The organism is Planktothricoides sp. SR001 (assembly GCF_001276715.1).
Lineage (GTDB): Bacteria > Cyanobacteriota > Cyanobacteriia > Cyanobacteriales > Laspinemataceae > Planktothricoides > Planktothricoides raciborskii.
Genome location: NZ_LIUQ01000003.1, coordinates 173697 through 196707, shown reverse-complemented (window position 1 = coordinate 196707; position 23011 = coordinate 173697). Strand labels below are relative to the sequence as shown.

Annotated in this window: 20 protein-coding genes; 12 read left to right on the top strand and 8 right to left on the bottom strand. The window is 43.7% G+C overall.

Annotated elements, in window-relative coordinates:
* Positions 1–135: 135 nt before the first annotated feature.
* Positions 136–2064: a S9 family peptidase gene (locus AM228_RS03165; protein ID WP_054464636.1), complete on the top strand. Its 1929-nt coding sequence runs from the start codon at positions 136–138 to the stop codon at positions 2062–2064.
* Between the two features lie 109 nt (positions 2065–2173).
* Here AM228_RS03165 and AM228_RS30660 read toward each other — a convergent pair whose 3' ends face one another.
* The 3 genes from AM228_RS30660 to AM228_RS03150 form a co-directional block, all read right to left on the bottom strand.
* A complete protein-coding gene (locus AM228_RS30660) occupies positions 2174–6748 on the bottom strand; it encodes a PAS domain S-box protein (protein WP_054464635.1) in 4575 nt (1524 codons plus the stop codon).
* Between the two features lie 36 nt (positions 6749–6784).
* Positions 6785–7003, bottom strand: a complete 219-nt coding sequence (locus tag AM228_RS03155; RefSeq protein ID WP_156331493.1) for a hypothetical protein — start codon at positions 7001–7003, stop codon at positions 6785–6787.
* Between the two features lie 283 nt (positions 7004–7286).
* Complete coding sequence (locus AM228_RS03150; protein ID WP_054464633.1) at positions 7287–7493, bottom strand: hypothetical protein; 207 nt, start codon at positions 7491–7493, stop codon at positions 7287–7289.
* A gap of 123 nt (positions 7494–7616) precedes the next feature.
* Here AM228_RS03150 and AM228_RS03145 point away from each other — a divergent pair, with 123 nt between their 5' ends.
* From AM228_RS03145 to AM228_RS03120, 6 genes are all read left to right on the top strand, one after another.
* Positions 7617–7805 carry a PspC domain-containing protein gene (locus AM228_RS03145; protein ID WP_054464632.1) on the top strand — a complete coding sequence of 63 codons (189 nt, stop codon included), beginning with the start codon at positions 7617–7619 and terminating at the stop codon, positions 7803–7805.
* Positions 7806–7851: 46 nt separating this feature from the next.
* Complete coding sequence (locus tag AM228_RS03140; protein WP_054464631.1) at positions 7852–8121, top strand: TIGR02450 family Trp-rich protein; 270 nt, start codon at positions 7852–7854, stop codon at positions 8119–8121.
* A 147-nt stretch (positions 8122–8268) separates the two neighbouring features.
* Positions 8269–8637, top strand: coding sequence for a YccF domain-containing protein (locus tag AM228_RS03135; protein ID WP_054464630.1), 369 nt, complete (start codon positions 8269–8271; stop codon positions 8635–8637).
* Positions 8638–8705: 68 nt separating this feature from the next.
* A complete protein-coding gene (scpB, locus tag AM228_RS03130; RefSeq protein ID WP_054464712.1) occupies positions 8706–9257 on the top strand; it encodes an SMC-Scp complex subunit ScpB in 552 nt (183 codons plus the stop codon).
* Positions 9258–9543: 286 nt separating this feature from the next.
* Entirely contained in the window at positions 9544–9891 is a 348-nt protein-coding gene (locus AM228_RS03125; RefSeq protein ID WP_054464629.1) for a DUF433 domain-containing protein, read from the top strand.
* A complete protein-coding gene (locus AM228_RS03120; protein ID WP_199317219.1) occupies positions 9872–10231 on the top strand; it encodes a DUF5615 family PIN-like protein in 360 nt (119 codons plus the stop codon). Before AM228_RS03125 ends, AM228_RS03120 begins: the two co-directional genes overlap by 20 nt.
* Before the next feature lie 205 nt (positions 10232–10436).
* Here the strand turns inward: AM228_RS03120 and AM228_RS03115 are convergent, their stop codons facing one another.
* A complete protein-coding gene (locus AM228_RS03115; protein ID WP_054464627.1) occupies positions 10437–11948 on the bottom strand; it encodes a serine/threonine-protein kinase in 1512 nt (503 codons plus the stop codon).
* Between the two features lie 277 nt (positions 11949–12225).
* Positions 12226–12852 (bottom strand): Uma2 family endonuclease, encoded by a 627-nt coding sequence (locus tag AM228_RS03110; RefSeq protein ID WP_054464711.1) that lies wholly within the window; start codon positions 12850–12852, stop codon positions 12226–12228.
* Between the two features lie 34 nt (positions 12853–12886).
* On the opposite strand from AM228_RS03110, the gene AM228_RS31700 reads away from it, so the two are divergent.
* The 5 genes from AM228_RS31700 to AM228_RS03090 all read left to right on the top strand — a co-directional run bounded on the left by AM228_RS31700 (position 12887) and on the right by AM228_RS03090 (position 16410).
* Positions 12887–13147: a hypothetical protein gene (locus AM228_RS31700; RefSeq protein ID WP_156331492.1), complete on the top strand. Its 261-nt coding sequence runs from the start codon at positions 12887–12889 to the stop codon at positions 13145–13147.
* A gap of 40 nt (positions 13148–13187) precedes the next feature.
* A complete protein-coding gene (gene argF, locus AM228_RS03105) occupies positions 13188–14117 on the top strand; it encodes an ornithine carbamoyltransferase (RefSeq protein ID WP_054464626.1) in 930 nt (309 codons plus the stop codon).
* Positions 14118–14234: 117 nt separating this feature from the next.
* Entirely contained in the window at positions 14235–14459 is a 225-nt protein-coding gene (locus AM228_RS03100) for a hypothetical protein (protein ID WP_054464625.1), read from the top strand.
* Between the two features lie 198 nt (positions 14460–14657).
* A complete protein-coding gene (locus tag AM228_RS03095) occupies positions 14658–15179 on the top strand; it encodes an N-acetyltransferase (protein WP_072160627.1) in 522 nt (173 codons plus the stop codon).
* 172 nt (positions 15180–15351) lie between these two features.
* Entirely contained in the window at positions 15352–16410 is a 1059-nt protein-coding gene (locus AM228_RS03090) for an AAA family ATPase (RefSeq protein WP_054464623.1), read from the top strand.
* 218 nt (positions 16411–16628) lie between these two features.
* Here AM228_RS03090 and AM228_RS03085 read toward each other — a convergent pair whose 3' ends face one another.
* From AM228_RS03085 to AM228_RS03075, 3 genes are all read right to left on the bottom strand, one after another.
* Positions 16629–18350 carry a tetratricopeptide repeat protein gene (locus AM228_RS03085; RefSeq protein WP_054464622.1) on the bottom strand — a complete coding sequence of 574 codons (1722 nt, stop codon included), beginning with the start codon at positions 18348–18350 and terminating at the stop codon, positions 16629–16631.
* A 102-nt stretch (positions 18351–18452) separates the two neighbouring features.
* Positions 18453–19772: a pentapeptide repeat-containing protein gene (locus AM228_RS03080; protein WP_054464621.1), complete on the bottom strand. Its 1320-nt coding sequence runs from the start codon at positions 19770–19772 to the stop codon at positions 18453–18455.
* Positions 19773–19897: 125 nt separating this feature from the next.
* Positions 19898–23005: a hypothetical protein gene (locus tag AM228_RS03075; protein ID WP_054464620.1), complete on the bottom strand. Its 3108-nt coding sequence runs from the start codon at positions 23003–23005 to the stop codon at positions 19898–19900.
* Positions 23006–23011: the final 6 nt, after the last annotated feature.

The following is a 23011-nucleotide window of genomic DNA, read 5'->3' as shown; positions in this document are numbered from 1 at the left end:
TGTAAATTTTTCGCATTAAATCCTTAGTATGCCTGAATTTTAGCCGGTTTTAGCCCGATCGCTCTCACTCCACGAGAACTCACCAACATCGCCAGAGATATTGGCCAATATTATTGTTATTGCTTAGGAAATAATATGTCTAAACCAAAAGTTGCCCCGTATGGATCGTGGAAATCCCCCATTACCTCGGATCTGATTGTCGCTGGATCGGTGGGACTGGGGGGGATTACTTGGGACGGTGCAGATATTTATTGGTTGGAGATGCGCCCTTCGGAAGGTGGACGGAATGCGATCGTGCGTCGAACTCCCGACGGCAAAATTGCCGACTGTACGCCGAGGGACTTTAATGTTCGCACCAGGGTGCATGAGTATGGCGGCGGTTCGTTTGCGATCGCCGATGGGACGATTTACTTTTCTAATTTTGCCGATCAACGGATCTATCGCCAAACTCTTGACGGTCAACCGGAACCTATCACCCCAGAAGGTGCGATGCGTTATGCCGATTATATCCTGGATCGAGAACGGGGACGGTTGATTGCAGTCCGGGAAGACCATCGGGGAGAAGGGGAACCAATTAACACTATCGTCAGCATTAATCTACATAATTCCGAAGATATCCAAATCTTAGTTTCGGGAAATGATTTTTACTCTAATCCCCGCCTCAGCCCCGACGGAAAACAACTTTGTTGGGTTACTTGGAATCATCCGAATATGCCCTGGGATGGGACAGAATTATGGGTTGCCTCTGTCCGTGAGGATGGATCTTTGGCCAAGGCTGAATTAATCGATGGTGGACCGAATATTTCTATTTTTCAGCCAGAGTGGTCGGAGGATGGGTCGTTATATTTTGTCTCTGACCGTACCGGCTGGTGGAATCTTTATAAATTCCAACAAGAAACGGAGATGCCTCTGTGTGAAATGGCCGCCGAATTTGGCCTACCGCAGTGGGTTTTTGGGATGTCTACTTATGCTTTAGCATCGCCAAATGAAATCATTTGCACTTATACTCAAAACGGAATTACTTGTCTGGCGAAGTTAAGCACCAAAACGGGCAAGCTGGAACCAATTAACACGCCTTATACTTCCATGTCTGGGCCGAAAGTTTCTGGGAATCAAGTGTTATTAATTGCTGGTTCGGCGACTACCCCGACTTCGGTGGTTTTGCTGGATTTAAATAGTGGCGAATTCCAGGTTCTCCGCAAGTCTTCCCAGTTAGAAATCGATCCGGGTTATTTGTCGGAACCGCAGTCGGTAGAATTTCCCACGGAACATGAACTCAGCGCTTATGGGATTTTTTATCCGCCGAAAAATCAGGATTACCAAGCCCCAGAAGGTGAGTTACCCCCGTTGGTGGTGAAAAGTCACGGCGGCCCGACCGCAGCAGCAGATAGCAGTTTGAATTTACGGATTCAATATTGGACTTCGCGGGGGTTTGCGGTGTTGGATGTGAATTATGGCGGCAGTACCGGGTATGGTCGCCAATATCGCGATCGCCTCAAAGGTCAATGGGGTGTGGTTGATGTGGATGATTGCGTGAATGGTGCGGCTTATTTGGCAGAACATGGATTTGTGGATGAAAATCGCCTCTGCATCGCTGGGGGGAGTGCGGGAGGCTATACTACCCTTTGCGCCCTGACATTCCGCGATCGCTTCAAAGCCGGAGCCAGCTACTATGGGGTGAGTGATTTAGAAGCTTTGGCCACAGATACCCATAAGTTTGAGTCCCGCTATCTCGATCGCCTGATTGGGCCTTATCCAGAAAAGAAAGAACTGTATCGTCAGCGATCGCCCATTCATTATTGCGATCGGCTTTCCTGTCCCGTCATATTTTTTCAGGGATTGGAAGATAAAATTGTGCCCCCGAATCAAGCGGAAATGATGGTTAATGCCCTGAAAGCCAAAGGTTTACCCGTCGCCTATATTGCTTATGAAGGAGAACAACATGGGTTTCGTCGGGCAGAAAATATCATCCGCACTATTGACGGAGAATTTTATTTTTACGCCAAAGTCTTTGCCTTTGAACCTGCCGAAGATTTGACACCTGTGCTGATTGAAAATTTATAGAACCGATAGAACCAGCGGAAAATATTCAGCTTTAGGTTGGCTATCGTGAACCTAACTCAGACTTGTCGGGGTCAACGGCTGTTGACCCCGACGGGGACTACTCCGGTCATCAGCTTTCCGCGATCACCTCAGCTAAAGTTTGTAATAATTGGCTGCTGGTGTAAGGTTTCAACAAAAATCGCTTCACATTCGCGTCTAAAGCTAGTTGTTGATTACTCAGTAATCCACTAATGGCAATAATTTTAAGCTGGGGATTCATTTTTTGCAGAATATCGATCGCCGTCACCGGATCTAGATTAGGCATAATCATATCCATAATTATCACCTTGACTTCCTGTTTATTTTCCACATAGAGAGCGATCGCTTCGATCGCATCACTAGCGGTCAGGGTTCTGTAATTATAGTTCTCTAAAGTCGTCTTGGTAATCTCTTGAATCAGCATCTCATCATCTACAATTAAAATCATTTCGCCCTGGCCTCTAGGGATTACTTCTGCTAGGCTTTTGCCGCTGACTTCCCCGGAGGTTGAGGGTAAGAAAACTTGAAAAGTCGTCCCTTTTTCCAACTCCGTATTAACCTTAATAAACCCGCCATGATTTTTGACAATTCCCATCACCGTGGATAAGCCTAATCCGGTTCCCTTCCCGGTTTCTTTAGTGGTGAAAAATGAATCAAAAATTCGGTCTAATACCTCTGGGGCAATGCCGCTGCCGGTATCTGCTACTGTCACCACTACATAAGCACCGGATTTGGCTTCTAAATTCATCGCTGCGTAATTTTCATCTAATTGACGATTTTCGGCAGAAATGGTTAAATTACCTCCCTTTGGCATGGCATCCCTGGCATTCACCATCAGATTCATAAAAACTTGGTGCATTTGAATAGCATCCGCTGAAATTGTCCAGAGTTCTTTGGTAGGAATTTGAGTTTTAATGGCGATCGCTTTGGGGAAGGTATGTTGAGCAATCCCGCTAACTTCTAGCAGGACATATCCTAATTGTAGTGTAACCAATTGACCCTCGGTGCTGCGACTCAACAGGAGAATTTGCTTGACTAAATCAGCCCCACGTCTCGCACTCATGGTTAGGTAAGCTAATTGTTGCTTGGTTCTTGCATCAACGTTAGTTAATTTGAGCGGCAGGATTTCACTAATTCCCAAAATCGGGGTCAAAATGTTATTAAAATCATGGGCAATTCCCCCCGCTAAGGTGCCGATACTTTCTAAGCGTTGAGCATGATAAAATTGTTCTTCAAGTTGTTTTTTTTCCGTAATATCACTGTTGACAATTAGCATAGATTTTGCTTGATCGAATAAATTTTCTACCAGCGTCCAGCTACTATCGACGATGATTTTTTGCTTGGTTTTGGTGATTTGCTGTAGTTCCCCTTGCCAGCTACCCTGAGCGAGAGTTGTTTGTAGGGCTTCCTGATGTTGCTCTTTTTGATTAAATAGCTTTTCGGTTTTTTGGCCTAAAACTTCTGCGGCAGTCCAGCCATATAAACGTTCCGCTCCTTGATTCCAGAATAAAATTCGATGTTCTAAATCTTTGACAAAGATGGCATCGGTGGAAATATTCAGTAATGCAGCTTGTTCCGCAATTTTGTTCTCGGCTTTTTTGCGATCGGTGATATCCGTGGAAATCCCACACACTGCATAAACTTCTCCCAGACTATTAGCAAAAGGAAATTTCCAACTGATATAGGTATGTACTTCATCGCCGATAGGCAGGGTTTCTTCCACTTCTATAACTTGGTTATGTTCTATAGCATACCGATTATTGATGGCAAAGGTATCAGCAATCTCAGGGGCGAAAAAATCATAAATATTTTTGCCGATGACTTGATCGGTAGTGGTGTTGAGCAGTGCCGCACAACGCTGATTCGCTAACAAATAGCGATTATCGCGATCGAGTAGATAAATCAAAGCTGGAGAATATTCTAAAATAGCTTTTAGTCTTTGTTCGCTTTCCAAGAGCGCTTGCTGGGCTTTTTGGCGTTCTAATAATTCTTGATGAGTTTGTTGATATAATTCCGATTGTTGAATGGCAATCCCCAACTGAATCGATAACTGTTTCATTAACTCGATTTCGGTGATTTGCCATTGGCGGGGGGCGCTACATTGATGCACAATTAATAAACCCCACAAGCGATCGCTTTGCAACAGAATGGGAACTACTAGGTTAGCTTTGACTTGAAAGGGTTGCATCAGTTCACGATAACAAGGCTGAATCTCCTCACTATTAAAATCCGGGCGAGTGCTGACCAGACCTTGCCGATAGATGTCCAGCCATCGATCGGCAAAACAGGGATCGAAAATATCGATATGAATAATTGCCGGATAATCTGGATGGACTGATTCGTTAATGACCTTTCCAGACCAATCCGGCTGAAACTTAAAAATTACCACCCGATCGGCTTTTAAGAAGTCTCTGACTTGATCCACCGTCCGCTGTAAAACTTCCTCAATATCTAAGGTTTTCCGGATATTTTGGGTAATGTTTTTGATTAGTTGCTCTCTGGCAATTTGTTCTTGAAAAGCGATTTCTGCTTGTTTGCGATCGGTAATTTCTACGGCTGTCCCTACTAGGCGATAAATTTTACCTGACTCATTTCTTAACGGGGATAAAGTGGTTAATACCCAGATTAAGCGATCGCGCCAGAATAACTGTTCCTCATAGGTGATACTCTGATTGGCTTGCAAACACCTCTGGTAATTTTGGCAAAGGCGTTTACCGATCTCAGGGCCAAACACTTGTTCCGGTGTTTTATACTGAAATTCCTGGAGCGTCAGTCCGGTAAACTCTTGGGCTGAAAGGTTGAGACTTCGGTAAAGGAAGTGGTTGTCTTCGGTGACATCCACCACAAAAATTGACGCTCGCACACCATCATAGATGCTGCTGAGAAAGGCTTCGGATTCCTCTCTGGCTAATTGCGCTTGTAAGCGATCGGTGACATCATTCGCGAGAACCAGTTCCGCTCTTCGCCCGGAAAATTCCAAGACATGAGAGACGATTTCTACCAGAATCAAACGCCCATCTTTTAATCGATGATGCCAAATTCCGGCAGCATCAATCCCTTGGTTTACTTCGGCTATATTTTCTCGCAGACGTGGGATATCTTCAGGAGAGCGAATATCGGCGATGGTCATTGACAAAAATTCGGTTTCAGAATAGCCGTACTTGGCCACTGCCGCCCCATTAACCGCTAAAAATCTGAGCGTTTCTACGTCGTAAACCCACATCGGTTGGGGATTGCATTTGAATATTAGGCGATAGCGTTTTTCGCTTTCTCGCAAGAAGGCTTCAGCGGTTTGTCGATCGGCTTCCAGGCGTTTGCGATCGCTGATATCACGGGAGTAGATAGCTAATCCACCGTCAGGCATGGGATAGACGCGATCGCCGATCCACATTTCCCACCGCTCATAGTAAAACTCGTATTCTAGGCTGATCCGCTCCTTCATCGCCTGGTGTAGAAGGACGTAGGGTTCGCTGCCAATCATGTCCGGGAACATTTGCCAGATATTTTTCCCCATCACTTCAGACCAACTCATGCCAATGTTGAGCAAAAATTTGTCATTGGCGAAGGTGCAACACCAGTCTTTATCCCAAACGATCAAAGCATCGGTGATACTGCCGAGAATGCCGTTGATAAAATTTTCTCGATTTCTCAAGGCTTGAATCGCTTTGGCAAGCTGAATTATTGACCAAAACTTCTCGACCGTTGCCTCCAGCAAAGCCACTTGATCCGGTCGCCAAGTTTGGGGAGTCCGGGCATTAATCGCCAGCACCGCTACCCAGCGTCCTTCATGGATACAGGGAATGCCCACAAATGCACCAATCCCTCTTTGTGCAAAGTTGTCCGCAAAGGGGGCCGTAGAGGGATCGGTGGCGACGTCAGGGACCACCACCGCTTCCCCCCTTTGAAAACGCTCTACTAGGTCTGGGAGAATCAGTTCTGATAAGCGATAGGTTCCCACCACACTGGGAATGTCTGCTTGGCGCCGCCAGTCTTGGGTGACGTGGCTGATATCTTCTGGGACATTCACCTCCTGCCAAACCACCCGCTCTACATTGAGATATTCGCCTAAACTTTTGATAGCTTCCCAGAGTATTGCCTCTGCATCATTTAGTTGTTCTAAGCGCCGATGCAGTTCATTGAGAAATTGCTGATTCTGTTGGGCGATTTTGCGATCGGTAATATCCAGGAAAACCGCTGTACCCATCCAGCAGGAGCTTGCTTCATCCCAGACGGCAAACTGAGAGGAGATAATCCAGCGCCAAGAACCATCTTTATGTAAAAAAGGATATTCTACGCTACTCGGTCGATGCAGCCGATAATCTTCAAATGCCCGATCCACAATCGTTTCTAAATCGGCGGCAGGGACGCGACTTGACCACAGAGTTTGATCCGCTAATAACTCTTCTGGGGTATAACCGAGGATTCTTTCGCACCCCGCCGACCAATATTCAAATTCCCATCGGCGATCGGGGAAGGCTTTATAATTGGCGATCGCGGCGATCGCTGTATCTAAAATTCTGCTTAATTCTGGTTTTGTTGCAGAAAGGGCAGAAGTAGTAAGCCACTGCGGTCTTGGGGTCTCCGTAGGCGCTAGAGCAAGTGACGCAATTTCTGATTGATTTTGAGCGTCTTGAGAATTACTTGCCCAGGGATTAAGCGGTGTCATCGGCCTAAAGGTAAATTTTAAAGGTATATGAATAGTTTAAATCACCTGTGTATAGTCTAAATGTTTGGCGAGCATCTCGTTTTTGTCGATTTGTAGAGCGCAGGCCGTTTTCCCTGCTTCTTCTGTAAATACACGGGGGATTTCCGAAACCCCTTGCAATAAGGATGTAATTGGCAACCCTGGATAGGCAAATTTGACCAGGCCAATCTCCATCTGAGGATCAATAATCATCCCTCGGCCAACGCGATCGCTCAACTGGATTCATCATTCACTAAAAACAAATACCTCCCTTTATTGTATGATCGATAACTGTTCATTGCCACTATTTCTGGCGGCAGAAAAAAAGCATCAAAAGCAACGGCAAAAACTAAATTTAAACTAATCTATATATGGTATCTTTTAGAGGCAAACCAATTTATGAATTTTTCATATCTATTACGAATATAAAAACTTGAATAAAATAGTTCATCGGAGTTAAAATCATTTTTTTGGCTAACATTTTTCTCGATTTTTGACTGTGATTCAGCGGCGATCGCCCCTACGCTTTTAGCATACCGTTGTAAATATTCTCTCCGGCTTCATCTCCGGTTTCATTCACAAAGCCGTTATTTTGTCCCCCGGTGTCCCACGCACAAGAGAGACAGGCGCTTTTATGGTTCTTTGCCTTGTAAAGCTTGGGGTAACTTTTTTTCTGCCCCATATTCGAGTCAAGGCAGACCGCCCCCGGTTTCTGGCAAATTTTCATCAAAAGGATGTTTTGTCATAGAATTACGGAAATTGACGCATCGTTAGCGCCAAATTATAGTGGAAAATGAACAGTCAAGGGTAAATCGTTAGTTATTTTCAGGCGTTAAAGCGAAGGAGTGCTATGGAAACGAAAAAACTTTACCGCAGCCGCAATGGAAAGGCGATCGCGGGCATTTGTGCCGGATTAGGAAAATATTTTCAGATTGACCCAATCATCATTCGCCTGGGCTTTATCTTTTTAGCCTTAGCCGGTGGTCCTGGAGTCATCATTTATGTCATTATGTGGATAGTTGTCCCCGAAGAACCTTAAACCGGGAATCCTAACTTAATCCGCTGTTATTTCCTGGTTAATCGATATGACAAAAAAACAAAAATTTCCTTATCTGGTCGGTTCAAAGTGGACCTCTACCAAACAAACTTGGGGTTGGCGACATTTCCAAGTAGTGAATCGCAAAAATGAGGGTAAATGGGTATTTGCAGAAATGGTCGCTTCTTGTGATGAGGAGGTGCGTTTCTGGTTAAATGCCAACCAACTAAAAGACCGTTCCCTCTGGCAACCGGGTTGGCAGTCTTTAGCAGAAATGGCCCAACCCGAACCAGAAAATTATTTTCAGAGTCTTGATTAACTCCAGGAAAAATTATTTTTCTCCCAGGACAAATCAAGCCGATCAATATCGATCGGCTTGATTTGTCCAATTGTCAAAATCACAAATCAGTGCTATAGTATATGGTAAATTCAAAATATTTGTTAAATTCCTAAATCTTTTAACACTATGAGTCTCATTGGCAATATCATCTGGTTAATCTTTGGCGGTTTCGTGGCAGGCTTAGGCTACATTGTCGGTGGTCTGAGCATTTGCCTGACGATTATTGGTATTCCCTTCGGCATCCAATCAATTAAAATTGGCTTTGCCACTATGACCCCGTTTGGTAAAGAAATTGTGGAAAGCGAAAATGCCAATAATACCCTGCAAACCATTTTTAACATTATTTGGATTTTCTTGTTTGGTTGGGGAATTGCGATCGCGCATCTGGTATCTGCCTTAATTCTGGCGATTACCATTATTGGCTTACCCTTTGCCAAACAACATATCAAATTAGTCAACTTGGCCTTATTCCCCTTTGGTCGAGAATTAAAATAAGCTGACATAATTGGGACGGGTAATGTTCAAGATTAAAAATGGGTTATCGGGGAAATATTACGGAAAGAATGATTCGTTTAGCCAGCAAAATTGAAGCTATTTTATATCTCAAAGGTCAGCCATTATCCCTGGGGGAAATTGCTGAATTTGCCAAGTGTGAAAAATCTGAGGCGGAAGCCGCGTTAATTGAACTAATTGATGATTATGCCCGTCGAGATAGTGCCTTAGAAGTGGTGGAAACCGACAAAGGTTATGTGCTGCAATTACGGGAAACTTTTCAAGGGTTGGTGAGTGAATTAATTCCCGCCGAATTGGGGGTCGGAGCCCTGAGAACTCTGGCGGTGATTGCCCTGAAAAACCCGATTAGTCAAACCGAATTAGTCGATTTACGCGGGTCGGGGGCTTATCAGCACGTGCAAGAGTTAGTCGAACAAAATTTTGTTCGTAAACGCCGTCAGTCTGATGGGCGTTCTTATTGGTTGCACGTCACCAATAAATTCCATCAATACTTTCAGGTGGATAAGTTACCCAAGCAGTTAGAATTATCCTTGAAAAATTTGCCCAAAGATGAGGCGGAAACCCTGGAGGAAACCGAGGAGCAGAAAAAGGTAGAGGAATAGGGAAACCATTCCCGGATTTGGTGGGTTACGGCGGAGCCAAATATTGAAATGTTTTCCGCCAATTTTTCACCGCCTAACCCACCCTACGAATAACTTTTCTTGACCCCGACCCAAAATTTTATGCCTTGATTTACGTTTCAGACTATGTTAAAATTGGGGTAAATCCTTATAGAACTTTGCGGAGTTATGAAGTACAAAAAAATTGTCATTCCCGCGCAGGCGGGAATCCAGAAAATCTCTGTAATCTAATAAAAACCGCGATAGTCATTTTTTAATTTAGAGAACCATGATCTTAGAAGATTACTTTAATTTTTTAGCTGACGATGACATTCGGCTAAAAGGCACGAGAATCGGCATTGAAACAATTTTGTTTGACCACCTTTTTCGGGCAAAAACTCCCGAAGAAATTGCTAACACCTATTCTTCATTAACTTTAGAACAGGTATATGCAACAATTTTGTACTATTTACATAATAAGCCAGCGGTTGAGGCTTACATGACCGATTGGTTAGAATGGGGGGATAGAATGCGAGCCGAACAACAGCGTCATCCTCGCCCAATTGTCGAGAAACTGCGAAAAATGAAAGCCCAAAAGCTGGCGAAATTAACGGATAATGCTCAAGTATCTTATTGATGAAAATGTCGATCCCACTTATACCAATCAACTGCGCCGATTAAACTCAGATTTATTCGCGATCGCCGTTGGGGATATCACTGCTCCACCGAAAGGAACTTTAGATCCAGAAATTTTACTTTGGTGTGAAGCGCATGATTGTATTTTAGTGACTAACAATCGCAAATCTATGCCAGTCCATCTGGCCGAACATATCGCTTTAAACCATCATATCCCTGGGATTTTTATCCTCAGTCCCAAGTTAAGTATTGGTGAAAATTTGGAGCAGTTAATTTTAATCGCTGAAGGTTCATTTAATGATGAGTATCAGGACAGAATAGAATTTTTGCCCCTCTTTTGACCAATTTTTTTCAGGTATTTGATTATCCCGGATTTGGTGGGTTACGGCGGAGCCAAATATGGGGATGTTTTCCGCCCAATTTTCACCGCCTAACTCACCCTACCAATAACTTATTCAATTATCCCGGATTTGGTGGGTTACGGCGGAGCCAAATATGGGGATGTTTTCCGTTAAATTGTCACCGCCTAACCCACCCTACTAATAACTACCAATGATAAATCCAGAAGCCGAAACAAATTCCTAAAAAACTTGTATATAGCCTAACGATAAAGGTTGTGAACTTGTCAAGCTGATTGTTTTTATAACAGGATATTTGTTTAATTATAGGAGAATATAATTTAACAGAGAATAATCCAAATAGAATAGAAATCACCAATAATAATCCTAATGTTATTTCATTCTCAGGGTAATCAAGCTGAGAAAATATACAAAAAAATATAATACTACTAGCGAGAACATTTACAATAGAATTAGGAAGACGCAAAAAAACAATATAGATAAACAACCATCCTTTATTAATTTTCCTAATTCCCTCAAATATCACACATAGATTAACACAAAATATTGATAACAATGAATATAAAAGTATCAATTCGGCATCGGAATCAGAGATATTTCCTAGAGATAAAGACAGTAAATAACCAGCGACACAAAAGAAAGTTAAAACCGAGGCAATACCTCCCCAAGGCAAATCTTTTAGCGCATTCAATACTGCCAATGGCTGAGAAGGATTCACCGAAGGTTTAGTGGTTGGCGGGGGCGGATTCACCGGAGGTTGAGGAGGATTCGGCGTTTTTTTGGGATATAATTTTTGTTCTAATTGAGCGAGTCGTTGTAAAATAATCGTGGTATTCGCGGGTCGATCTTTCACATCAGGCCGCATCAATTCATCAATAAAATCCCGCAAAGGTTGAGCATATCCTTGAGCAGACTTTTGCCACTGTAAACCTTGACTGATACTAGCCGGAAAATTTGCCGGTTCTTGTCCAGTCAGTAAAAATACAAACGTTCGCCCCAAGGCAAAAAAATCCGATCGCGTTTCCGCTTGACCATCTTGCTGTTCGTAGGGAGTATAACCACTAGAAACAATCCCTGTCACCTGTTTTCCTTGTTGCTTTTGAACATAGGTTTGGGTTTCTTCTCGTGCTGTCCCGAAATCAATCAGGGCTAATTGCCCGTTGTTACGGAGCATAATATTAGCGGGTTTAATATCTCGATGAAAATAATTCGCCCCATGCACCAAATCGAGAATCTCAACTAACTGCCGTAACCATCGTAGGGCGGCTTTTTCGGAAATGGGTTTAAATTGGCGTAGTTGAAGATAATTATAGAGATTTTCCCCCTGGATGTATTCCATAATTAGACAGTTTAGGGGTGGATGATTGCTATTAATCCGATTGTTAAGATGATAGATAAATGGAGAGGATGAGTCTACTTTAGGAATCCCCGGATGATCCAGTTTCTTTAAAACCTCGGCCTCTTGATTAAAGAGTTCTACTGCTTTTGGGTCGAGATTGTGTAAAATTTTTAAAACATATTGTTCCCCGACATCATCAATTAGATAGGTAATGCCAAATCCACCGTGACCTAATTTACTGATGACGCGGTAGATATCTGAAATCAGCAGAGAAGAACCACAGGAGTCGCAAAAAAGGTTCTGACCCTGATCGATTTGTTTTTGGGATTTTTGGCAATGGGGATTAATACATAGACTCATAGGAATGACTGTGCTATTTTAAGAGTTCAGAAACCGGGTTTCTTTAGACCATCTGGGTAAGGATGCAAATATTATCGCATAAACCCGGTTTCTTTTCCTGACCCCGACTTTCGGTTCAGAAACCGGGTTTCTTTAGACCATCTGGGTAAGGATGCAAATATTATCGCATAAACCCGGTTTCTTTTCCTGACCCCGACTTTCGGTTCAGAAACCGGGTTTCTTTAGACCATCTGGGTAAGGATGCAAATATTATCGCAGAAACCCGGTTTCTTTTCCCTTATTCCAAAAACCCGCTTTCTGGGTCGAGGAAAGCAGGTTCAATTATCTCAAATTCCACTCCTTCGTACAAGTCCAAAAAAGGAATTTCTAAGGCAACAGCAGTCATCGCTAAGACGGCATCTGGCCCTTCGTACTCCGTCAAAAGCCATTGATTTTCCGCCGTTTTTGCATATTTTTCTACATAATAGTTATATTGGTCAATTAAAATATATTCTCGAAATTCAGGAATTGAGCGATAATAATAAAACTTATCGCCTTTATCGTAATTGCGAGTAGATTCGGAAAGTACCTCGACAATGACCAGGGGATTAGTGACAGTAGTTTTCCCCGTCCCTTCATATACAGGTTTCCCTTCAATAATCATTACGTCAGGATAGACATATCGTCGATGTCGCGGCAGTCCCAATCTTACGTCACTGGTGAATAATCGGCAATTTTGCTGCTGCAAAGGTGACTTAAAGTTGGCAATCAGATTAATAATGATTTGATTATGGTTGGTAGTGCCGCCGGTCATTGGTATGATTTCTCCATCGTGGTACTCGCTTTTGAATTCTGCTGTTGCTTCTAAAGCCAGATATTCTTCTGGGGTATAGTGCCGTTTTTTTATTTCTGTTTGAGCTATCATCACCGCCTCCAAGAATTATTTATATGATAGATATATGATAGATAATTTGGCAACCAGAAACCCGGTTGCTTCAGATTATTTGAGTAAGAATGCAAACATTGTGGCAGAAATCCGGTTTCTTTGTCGGCATATCAAAGTGAAAAACCAGGGGTTAGAAACCGGGTTTCTTGAGAAAATATCGGTATTGATGCAAGTGTTATTCCAGAAACCCGGTTTCTTTGTTTCTCATGTCACGAATTCTCGACGATCGCGATCGCTTGTATCTGTTTCAGAGATTCAATTTGAGGTACGGTGAGAAGAAATCCGATCGCCCAGGTAGGGCAGGAGAATCGATCGTGCAGGCATTAAAAGGACGTGATTTTTTAAGTTTGCTGGATTTAAGCCCAGCAGAACTGGCAGAGTTACTGGAATTGGCGGCTAACATGAAGTCGGGCAAAGTGACTGCCCGATGCGAAAAAATCCTGGGATTGTTGTTTTCCAAGGCATCCACCCGCACGCGGGTCAGCTTTTCGGCGGCGATGTACCAACTGGGGGGTCAAGTGATGGATCTCAACCCGATGGTGACACAGGTGAGTCGGGGGGAACCTTTGCAGGATACGGCGAGAGTTTTAGACCGCTATTTAGATGTGTTGGCCATTCGCACTTTTGCCCAAGCGGATTTGGAAACTTACGCCAAATATGCCGAAATTCCCGTGATTAATGCCCTGACTGATTGGGCTCACCCTTGTCAAGCTTTGGCGGATTTAATGACGATTAAGGAATGCTTTGGCCAATTTAGCGGGGTGACGGTGAGTTATTTCGGCGATGGGAATAATGTGGCTCATTCTTTGATGTTGGGTTGCGCCATGATGGGCATGAATGTGAGAGTGGCGACTCCCCCGGATTATCAGCCCAACGTAGAAGTGGTGGGCAAGGCGAAAACTTTTGCGGGCGATCGCTCGGAAGTGGTTGTGACTACTGATGCGATCGCTGCTGCCAAAGGGACTCATGTGCTTTATACCGATGTTTGGGCCAGCATGGGGCAAGAGGCAGAAGCAGATAGCCGGATTCCCGTATTCCAACCCTATCAAATTAATTCAGAACTATTAAAGTATGCGGATCCAGAGGCGATCGTCTTGCATTGTTTGCCGGCCCACCGTGGGGAAGAAATTACCGATGCGGTGATCGAGGGCGATCAATCCCGCGTTTGGGATCAGGCAGAAAACCGGATGCACGCCCAAAAAGCTTTGTTAGCCAGTGTTCTCGGTGCGACATTTGAGGGTTAAGATATTTTGTTATTGGTTGTTGGTTAGTGATGATAGGGGTTCTCGATCGCTATCAAATAAATTTCTAACAAATAACCAGTAACTTCTTAACAACGATCTGAATTTCAACCACTGACTATGGCTATCTTCCGTCAATACATTGCCCCCTTTTTCATTTTGCTGGTATTCTTGTTTACCCTGATGGTAGTCAGTGCCCGGATCTGGTTGCCGTCAGATATGATTGCCCCAGCCCCCGTTGATGAAGAAATCATGGAGGAACAAGCACTTTTTCCGGCTTCGGAAAGACTGTCTGTGTTGATTAAAGGTTTACCGGATTTTCCGGGTATGGCGGGAAATTCATAAGTAGACCTCTATAAAATAAATTCACCACAGACCCCATCAGAAGAAAAGCTGTCATTCCCGCGCAGGCGGGAATCCAAATATTGACGCCTGGATAACGAAAAGTGCCATTAATTATGTTCACCTACTTGCCGAACATGATTTCGTCAATGATTTTCATGGTCTGATTTTATAGTTTGATTTTGATGTTTATTTTCAGGAATGCCCGTGTCTAATTTGCTGATTCCAGGCTACGAGTTGCGTGCCGGTTCGACTTTAGAACGGGCATTGTTATTAAAGTTTTTACAGCGCACTTATAAAGAAGCTTACCCCAAGCAAGATTTTTCCCATTTGGCGATGACGGTGGATCAGTATTTGTCCCCAGAAACGCCGATTTGGTGGGTAGAAGTTGCCGCTGAAGATGCCGGTCAAGACTTATCTTCTATCCGAGATTTTTCTCCTTTTTCTCCAGTTTTGCCCGTGGGTTGTTTGTGGGTGGGGAATGTGATCGACCAGGTGAAGGGCGATCGCCATAGTCATATTTTTATGGTGTATGTTGCCCCAAAACATCGTCGTCAAGGTATCGGGGCGGCGTTAGTTCAGCAGGCAGAAACTTGGGCAAGACAAAGAGGCGATCGACAGATTACTTTACAAGTGTTTCTCGATAATGAACCGGCGCTAAATTTGTATCAAAAAATGGGTTATCAGCCTTATTCTTTGTTGATGCAGAAACCTTTGAGTTAATTTTGTTTATTTTACCACAAAGACACAAAGGACACAGAGAATTTTTCAGAAACCGGGTTTTTTGACCACCGCAAAATTATAGATTAGAATTAATCAGCGATGCCACACCTGTGGGCTGTGGTATCGTATTAATATCAGCATAATACCGTCATAAATTCAGCCGTAATATAAAATGAAAATTCAACAAGTTCAGTTAAAGAATTTCAAAAAGTTTAAAGATTTAACCTTAGACTTTACCGATCCAGAAACCGGGTTAGCCCAAAATTTAATTGTTCTCATTGGTATGAATGGGTCAGGAAAAACCAGTGTTTTACAGGCGATCGCCGCGACTTTGGGGACGGCAACGGGACGGTTAAAGAAACCTTCAGATTTAGTATGGCCAGGATTTGTCCCTGAATTAGTCAGCATTAATTGGAGACGTTTGCATCCAGAAGTAAATCTCAAGGTAGAGTTTTCAAAGTCAGAACTCAAAGCAGTGAGTGAGTTTCAACAGCAACTCCAGGAAGTGGGGCAAGAGTTAATTCCACCCGCCCAAGAATATCTAGTTTCTTTGCGATGGCAATATGACCGAGTTCTCGCTAATAGTGCGGCGGAATTATTTCAATTTAAAGGACGGGAATATGCTAAACAATTAAGTCGGATTTCTGGCTTCCAAGTCTTTGAACTCACGGGTACAGTTTTTTGGTACACCGAGCAAAGAACTTCCACCAGTTTAAGCACTGAAGAGCCAGAAATAAAATTAGAAATTACCGAGGATACCTTGCGCGATCGCCTTTCTAAGTGGCAAGTTTTTCATAATTTTGTTGAAACCGGAAAAATTCAAAAGCTGCGACCGGGACAAAAAGATTTATATGCGGAAATGGAACGAGCGTATCAAGCAATTTTTGCTCAACGCTCTTTTGATGGGACGATTCCCAGAGAAGACCCCAATGACATCCTCAGCGAACCGTGGTTTTATCTCTATGATGGTGACAATTCCTATGAAATTTCGGAAATGTCTGGGGGGGAACGGGCGATTTTTCCGATTCTCATAGATTTCGTTAATTGGAATATTCATAATTCGGTTATTTTAATTGATGAATTGGAATTACACTTGCATCCTCCGCTACAGCAGGCACTCCTGAGTGTTCTGCCAAGTTTAGGCAAAAACAATCAATTTATCATTACGACTCATTCTGATGCGGTTGCCCAATTAGTCCCAGAGGAAAGTATTATTCGCTTAGATATGTAATTATGGAAATTTCAAATCTCCCAGATTTATTTTGATTGGGACAAATCTTGCGACTCTACTTTGAGCCTGATTCTGACTATGATTATAGTTCCCCTAAAGCGGCGCGATCGCAGAAAGTTTGTTAAGCTTTTTCTCGTAATGTTAAATGTAATGTTAAGTTTTTTCTCATAAAACCCATAAACCGGGTTTCTGTGAGAAAGGAAACCCTGTTTTTTTCTTTATGCTTTTTTCTCCGCTTGTTTCTTTAGCTGATATTGCACAAATTCTAGGTTTTGCTTCGCTTGGGCATGATTAGGGTTGAGTTCCAGGGCTTTCTGAAAAGCCGCGATCGCCTCTGGATATGCTTCTAAATATTGAAAAGCCAGCCCTTTGCCAGCCCAAAAATCGGCATTTTGCGGATCGATTTTAATCGCCTCTTCATAAGCTTTAACCGCATCTTCATAAAGCCCTTGCCCCATGAACCCTAAACCTTGGTTATAAAAAGCTTGGGAAAATGTCCCATCAAGAGCGATCGCCTGTTGGGTTGCACTCACTGCTTCCCCATAGCGGGATAAGCGTAAAAACACCGCACTTTGATTCACCCAAATTTCCGCTAAACTAGGGCGATCGCCAATATTCGCATCTCCTTGAATAGCCAATTCATAAGCGGAAATTGCCTCTTCATACTGTCCCAAAGTAGTTAAAATTCTCGCTTGATTAAACCAAGCCAAAGACGAATCCGACTTAAGAGCGATCGCCCGTTCTGTAGAAGCCAATGCTTCAGGAAATCGGCCTAAATGCCACAGAGTTGCACTGCGATTACTCCAAGCATCCGGGTAATTAGGATTAATTGCCAATGCCCGATTTGCGGAGGTCAAAGCCTCCTCATAACGACCCAATCCAGTCAAGGCATTACCCCGCTGACTCCAAGCCATTGCCGGCCCATATTCACCCCAATTTCCATCCCCTTCTTGGAGGGCCAGATCACAAGCTTTCAAGGCTTCTTCATAATTGCCTAATCGGTTCAAATTGGCACATTGATTAGTCAAAACTAAAGAAGATTGGGGAGTAATTTTCTGTGCCCATTGATAAGCGGTACTCGCTTCCCCGTGGCGACCCAAAATACCGAGAATATTGCCGTACTCCGTCCAATTTTCCGCATTTTTCGGATTCAATACTAAAGCTTGATTATAAGACTTAAGGGCTTCATCGTAATATTTCAACTGTTTAAACAATAACCCCTGGGTTCCCCAGATAGTTGCTAAAGTATTAGGATCGTTTTCTCGGTCAGTTTTAATCGCTTGTTCGCAAGCATTTAAAGCATCAGAATAGCTGCCCAAATCCGCGAGAACCGTGCAACGTTCTGCCCAAGCAAGAGAAAAATCTGGTTTTAGTTGCAATGCCCAATCATTAGAATAGAGGGCTTGTTCAATATTACCTAATTGCCGAAAAGCTACCCCACGATTATACCAAGCGATCGCCGGACTGGTGTCTTGCCAATTCTGATCGATATTTAAAGCTTTCTCGCAAACCGCGATCGCCTCAGTATATTTTTTTAACTGAGATAAAGTCGCACATTCTTTAGCCATGATTGGGGAATTAGTGGGTTCCATTCCCAAAACTCGACGATAAGATAACAGGGCTTCGGTATATTGTTTTTCCGCAAATAAAGCATCAGCGCGATCGGTCCATACCAGTGGATCGTGAGGATTTTGATTAATTGCCTGATTACAAGCAGCGATCGCCTCTGCCCGTTTTTCTGGGTCTGACCAAGTGCCACAAACTAATGCTAACTCATCGAAAGTTTTCTCGACTGAATCTTCAGCCCGCAAATTCTTAGCAAAAACCAAGATGCCGCCCAACAGGGAAGAACTGACCAAGAAAAATAATAATGGATTTCTGAATATGCTGAATATACTTTTGGTTGGTAATTGGGTTTGTAACCCTTGTTGATTATTCATAAATTTTCTCCTTACCCCCGATTTCTCCCCCAGGACACAGAAACCGGGTTTCTGTTGTGGATATCAAAGTTAACGCTGGCATTCAAACAAGAAACCCGGTTTCTAGTCCTTATCACAAGTTATAGGGCTAAAATCAGGAGCGATCGCCCCACATAACTTAGCATTTTTTAGATTAGCCCCCGCTAAATTAGCCCCAGACAAATTCGCCCCACTCAAATCAGCATTTTCTAAATTAGCCCCAGACAAATTTGCCCTAGCTAAATTTGCCCCAGCTAACCGGGCTGAGTCTAAATTCGCCCCACTTAAATCCGCTTCTTCTACCGTAGAATTACGCAAATCAGCCGCTACCATCAACGCCGAATTCAAATTAGCTTTACTTAGGTTTGCTGCTAACAAATTCGCCCGACGTAAATCAGCACTTAATAAATTTGCTGCCATTAAATTGACATTGCTTAAATTAGCATAATGCAAACTAGCATCCTGGAGATTAATCTCACTGAGGTTGGCATTTTGTAAATTACTCATAAACAAATAAGCCCCCAGCAAATTGGCATTACTCAGGTTAATTCCCGATAAATTCTTACCTTGTAAATTCACTCCAGGGATTTCGACTTTACTCAAGTCTTTGCTGGTTAAATCTTGATTAGAAATCCTCCAATAATTCAGCCATAAAGACTCAATCATGGTATCATTATTAATAATAGTATCTTGAAAATTAACCCGCCAAAGACTTGCCCCCAGCAAATTAGTACCCCTTAAATCTGACCCTTGCAAATTAGCCATTTCTAAGTTAGCATTGGCTAAGTTAGCCTGAGTCAAATTGGCCTGTTTTAATACCGCCTGTTGTAAATTAGCTTCTTGTAAATTTGCCTGGGTCAGATTTGCTGTTTCTAACTGCGCCGTTTCTAACTGCGCTTTGGTCATATTGGCTTGGGATAAATTGGCGCCAATTAAATTGGTTTCTCTGAGAATTGTTTCCTCCATAATTGCCTGAACTAAAGTCGCCCGAAATAAGGTAGCTGCTGATAGTTGGGCTTCGGCTAAATGCGCCCCACTTAAATCAGCGGCTTCCAGTTTTGCCGCCTGTAAATTTGCTAATCTTAAATCAACCAATTTCAGATTAGCGCCCCCTAAATCTGTTTCTCTCAGGTTAGCGCGAATCATTTCCGATCGCTCTAAATTAGCGCCTTTGAGATCCACGCCTGCTAGGTCAGCATTTCTTAAACTACATTCCGTACAAACTCGCGTTTCGCGGAGTTTTTGTAGGTCAGATTTTCGGGCAGCCAGAGCGGTTTCCGAAAAATAAAATAGGTAATAAAATATGTAAAATACGAGCAAAAAAGTGAGACTCGCCCCTATTTTTTGGAGTATATTTATGAGGCGATCGCGCTCTATTTTCTTCTGACATAATATCGTCTTCATTTTTTCAAATTTTCGTTTAATTTTTTTTGTTACTCATTATTCGTCACTCGTTCCATCCTCTGTGTTCTCTGTGTCTCTGTGGTAAAAAAACCCCAAAACCTTAAACTTTATCCACAGACAAATAACTAATTAAATTGAGGATTAATTTCTGCGGGTGCTAAAGGCGTATTATCCGGGGTTGGCGGTTCTTTTTCTTCCTCACCAGCCGCCCCTGGAGTACCCGCCGCCCCAGGAACTCCAGGAACTTCCAGCGTACCGGGAACGCCCGGAACAACCGCCGCCCCAGGAACACCCGCTGCCCCAGGAACACCCGCTGCCCCAGGAACACCCGCAGCGGCTCCTGCACCGCCAGGAGTGGCAGCTACAGGGGGCGCAGGCGGTGGCGGTGGTGGCGGCGGTGCTAAGGTTTGAATGGCCACGGTGCGGGTTAGTTCTTGACCTTGAGCATTGGTGACTTTCAGGGTAATGGTTTCTTGCCCTGGGTCTGGGGTGACGGGATAGGTGACAGAACCCTGGGGCGAGACACTGCCCGGGGCGGGCAAAATCTCTACTTTCATATCTTGACCCCCACTGACTTGCCAGAATAAGGTCAGGACAATGGGTTTTGTTTTCGGTTGAGTTTCAAAAATATATTTCGGTGCGGCGGCTTGTCCATTAATATTAAATGCCAGAATATTAATTGGCACGGGTTCCGGTATAATTTTAATAATTTCGGTTTTTTTGGTGGTAATGCCTTCTTGGGTTTGAGCGTTTTTGGGTAAGACAATTAAGTCAAAAATATAATCATCCGGTTGATTGGCTCCCGTGGGGACATTTTTGCACACAAGTTGCGGCCCACTGAGGCGGCAATAGTCTTTTAAAGCTACCGGAATTCCTTGGGTAAAATCATAACGTTGTAAGGGACTATTCACCCGACCATCCGGCGATCGCCCTATCAGTCCTATCTCTTGAACTTGACTGACCTGTTCCACCTGCCAATTTAGCAGAATACTATTAACTTTAGGAGTGACCGTATTGGCTGCGGGAGTTTGATTCGCGGCCAAATTTGCCGCTTTCAACTTCACCTCTTCATACACCAGTTGACTGGGAGCAAATTCGACAATCTTCGGCTGAGGAATACCCTTAATTTGAATCGCATTAGTTTTAATCACTGCCGACGGTGAGCCATCCCCAATGCTGGGAATCACTTGGAGTTCAAACATATAAAGTCCGGGTTCCTTCGCGTCCGTGGGTACATTTTCACAAGTCAAAACCGTGCTATCCAGATTTTTCTGGCAATAGCGCTCTAATTCAGGGGACATTCCCTGAGTAAAGTCATAAGTTTTTTGAGTTTGAATGACGCCTTCTTGGTTTAATCCCATTAAGCGCAATTGTTTAATTTGATTGGGATTATTTAAGCGCCAATTGAGTAAGATGCGATCGCGAAGCGGCGCGGATGCGCTATCGCCTATACTTTGGTCTGTACTTTGTCCAGAACTTTGTCCAGAACTTTGGCCGATACTTTGCCCGGTGCCGGGAATACTGGCCGGAACTGCTAATAAAGACCTGCCTTGATTTCCTCCTTGTTGATAAATAGGTTGGGTAGATTCAACTTGAACAGCTTGGGGAACAGGAATTGGTTCAATCCGCACCGAAGTTGTTCTCAGGGTAACGGGTTCTACGGCTTTTCTGCCTTTTTTTGGCATCACCGTCATTTCAAAAATATAGTCCCCGGATTTGCGGGCATCAGTCCAAACATTTTGACAAGTGAGTTGAGGTTCTGGGACACAAAAATCTTGGAGTTCTTTTGGCAGAGTTTTCTGGCTCAAATCATACACAAACGGCCCACTTAATACCAAGCCATCTGGGGACATTCCCGTAATTTTTATATATTCAATTTTTTGCGGATTGCCGATGCGCCAATTCAAGCGAATTGCATCATTATTAATTTCTTTATATTTAATCGGTTCAGGAGAAAATTCAATAATCTCTGGTTTAATTGGTGGTTTAGTGATTAACCAAAAAATGAAGTAAATCAGGGCGGCTAAACTGCCCGTTAACAGGAAAACTAAGAGTAAAAATTGCCACCAAGGACGGGGTTCCCACATCAAAGTCCCTTGGAAATGATTCGTCAGCAAGGGCAACTTTTGGGTATCTTCCAGGTCAACCACAAAGTTGAGCATTCGCCCATAAAAAGGGCGGCGTCCTTTGGTGGGTTTTACCTGAATTCCAGCGATCGCGGAACCACCGGGAGACAAGCGCACTTTTGACGGCGCAACGGTATAAGTGCAGATGTTATCTTCATCGGCATCTTTGGCAAAAATATCAATTTCTCTAATGGTATTGCCGGAATTTTGAAAGCGCAGTTCAAACAACCCGGCTTGATTTTTTACCTTACTCACCAAGGTAATAAAATCTACCGTAATCAGGTGAAATTCGGCGATTTCCAGATAAACGACATCTAGTAATACGAGATCGGGATTATTTTCTGAATAAAGTCGGACTGTTGGGGCGTACATTCCTGCCCAAGCGGTCATGGGTGGACTTAAAAATAATAAAATATCTCCCTTGTCTCCGGGGTTGAGTTCGAGTCCTTGGGTGCTGGTAATAATGCCCGCTAGGGGCAAACCTTCAGGATAGATCACCCGAAACCATTTGGAGTCTAAATCCGGGCAAGTGAGACGAAAGCGATCCACACGGTCGGATCGGTTGTGAACCGTAACTTTTAACTCCAGTTGTTCTCCCCGTTGCAACATAGCCGGTTGCAGAGAACTGGTGGCAGGTTGAAGGGTGAAGGTAGCATCGGTGGCGGTGCGAGCTTCCTCCACAAACGGCATAACTTGCAGTTTAGCCCGGTGATAGATGGGGGTATTTTCTGGATAATGCTGTTGGGCATCGACCACCAGCAGATAATCGTAGGTATCGGGAATGGCGTTGTCCGGGACTTTAATTTTTAAGACCACCTCACTGGACTGTCCCGGGTTGAGGGCGAGATATTCGTGAGGAGAGACACACCATTGTCGGACGGGCTGAGATTTTTCATCAATATAAATATCAATCAAGGCACTAATCGGACCTTGATTGGTGACAGTGATGCTGAGTTTTAGACCGTCTTCGTCTCCAGCGATGACCGTTGCGAGTCCAGACGGATTTCGGATAATTCCTAGGGGACTGCCCACAGAATGACCGGGACGGCTGTTTACGCTCAAGCCATTCATCTCCTCCGGAGGGGCGCTCAAGGGCTGAATGGTCATTAGTCT

What these genes read in the sequence shown, in the direction of transcription:
- AM228_RS03120 (WP_199317219.1), top strand. Translation starts at nt 9,872, where the DNA reads ATGCTCAAGTATCTTATTGATGAAAATGTCGATCCCACTTATACCAAT.
- AM228_RS03125 (WP_054464629.1), top strand. Translation starts at nt 9,544, where the DNA reads ATGATCTTAGAAGATTACTTTAATTTTTTAGCTGACGATGACATTCGG.
- AM228_RS03095 (WP_072160627.1), top strand. Translation starts at nt 14,658, where the DNA reads ATGCCCGTGTCTAATTTGCTGATTCCAGGCTACGAGTTGCGTGCCGGT.
- AM228_RS03165 (WP_054464636.1), top strand. Translation starts at nt 136, where the DNA reads ATGTCTAAACCAAAAGTTGCCCCGTATGGATCGTGGAAATCCCCCATT.
- AM228_RS03145 (WP_054464632.1), top strand. Translation starts at nt 7,617, where the DNA reads ATGGAAACGAAAAAACTTTACCGCAGCCGCAATGGAAAGGCGATCGCG.
- AM228_RS30660 (WP_054464635.1), bottom strand. Translation starts at nt 6,748, where the DNA reads ATGACACCGCTTAATCCCTGGGCAAGTAATTCTCAAGACGCTCAAAAT.
- AM228_RS03110 (WP_054464711.1), bottom strand. Translation starts at nt 12,852, where the DNA reads ATGATAGCTCAAACAGAAATAAAAAAACGGCACTATACCCCAGAAGAA.
- AM228_RS03115 (WP_054464627.1), bottom strand. Translation starts at nt 11,948, where the DNA reads ATGAGTCTATGTATTAATCCCCATTGCCAAAAATCCCAAAAACAAATC.
- scpB (WP_054464712.1), top strand. Translation starts at nt 8,706, where the DNA reads ATGATTCGTTTAGCCAGCAAAATTGAAGCTATTTTATATCTCAAAGGT.
- AM228_RS03075 (WP_054464620.1), bottom strand. Translation starts at nt 23,005, where the DNA reads ATGACCATTCAGCCCTTGAGCGCCCCTCCGGAGGAGATGAATGGCTTG.
- AM228_RS03085 (WP_054464622.1), bottom strand. Translation starts at nt 18,350, where the DNA reads ATGAATAATCAACAAGGGTTACAAACCCAATTACCAACCAAAAGTATA.
- AM228_RS03150 (WP_054464633.1), bottom strand. Translation starts at nt 7,493, where the DNA reads ATGAAAATTTGCCAGAAACCGGGGGCGGTCTGCCTTGACTCGAATATG.
- AM228_RS03135 (WP_054464630.1), top strand. Translation starts at nt 8,269, where the DNA reads ATGAGTCTCATTGGCAATATCATCTGGTTAATCTTTGGCGGTTTCGTG.
- AM228_RS03090 (WP_054464623.1), top strand. Translation starts at nt 15,352, where the DNA reads ATGAAAATTCAACAAGTTCAGTTAAAGAATTTCAAAAAGTTTAAAGAT.
- AM228_RS03140 (WP_054464631.1), top strand. Translation starts at nt 7,852, where the DNA reads ATGACAAAAAAACAAAAATTTCCTTATCTGGTCGGTTCAAAGTGGACC.
- AM228_RS03100 (WP_054464625.1), top strand. Translation starts at nt 14,235, where the DNA reads ATGGCTATCTTCCGTCAATACATTGCCCCCTTTTTCATTTTGCTGGTA.
- AM228_RS03080 (WP_054464621.1), bottom strand. Translation starts at nt 19,772, where the DNA reads ATGAAGACGATATTATGTCAGAAGAAAATAGAGCGCGATCGCCTCATA.
- AM228_RS31700 (WP_156331492.1), top strand. Translation starts at nt 12,887, where the DNA reads ATGATAGATAATTTGGCAACCAGAAACCCGGTTGCTTCAGATTATTTG.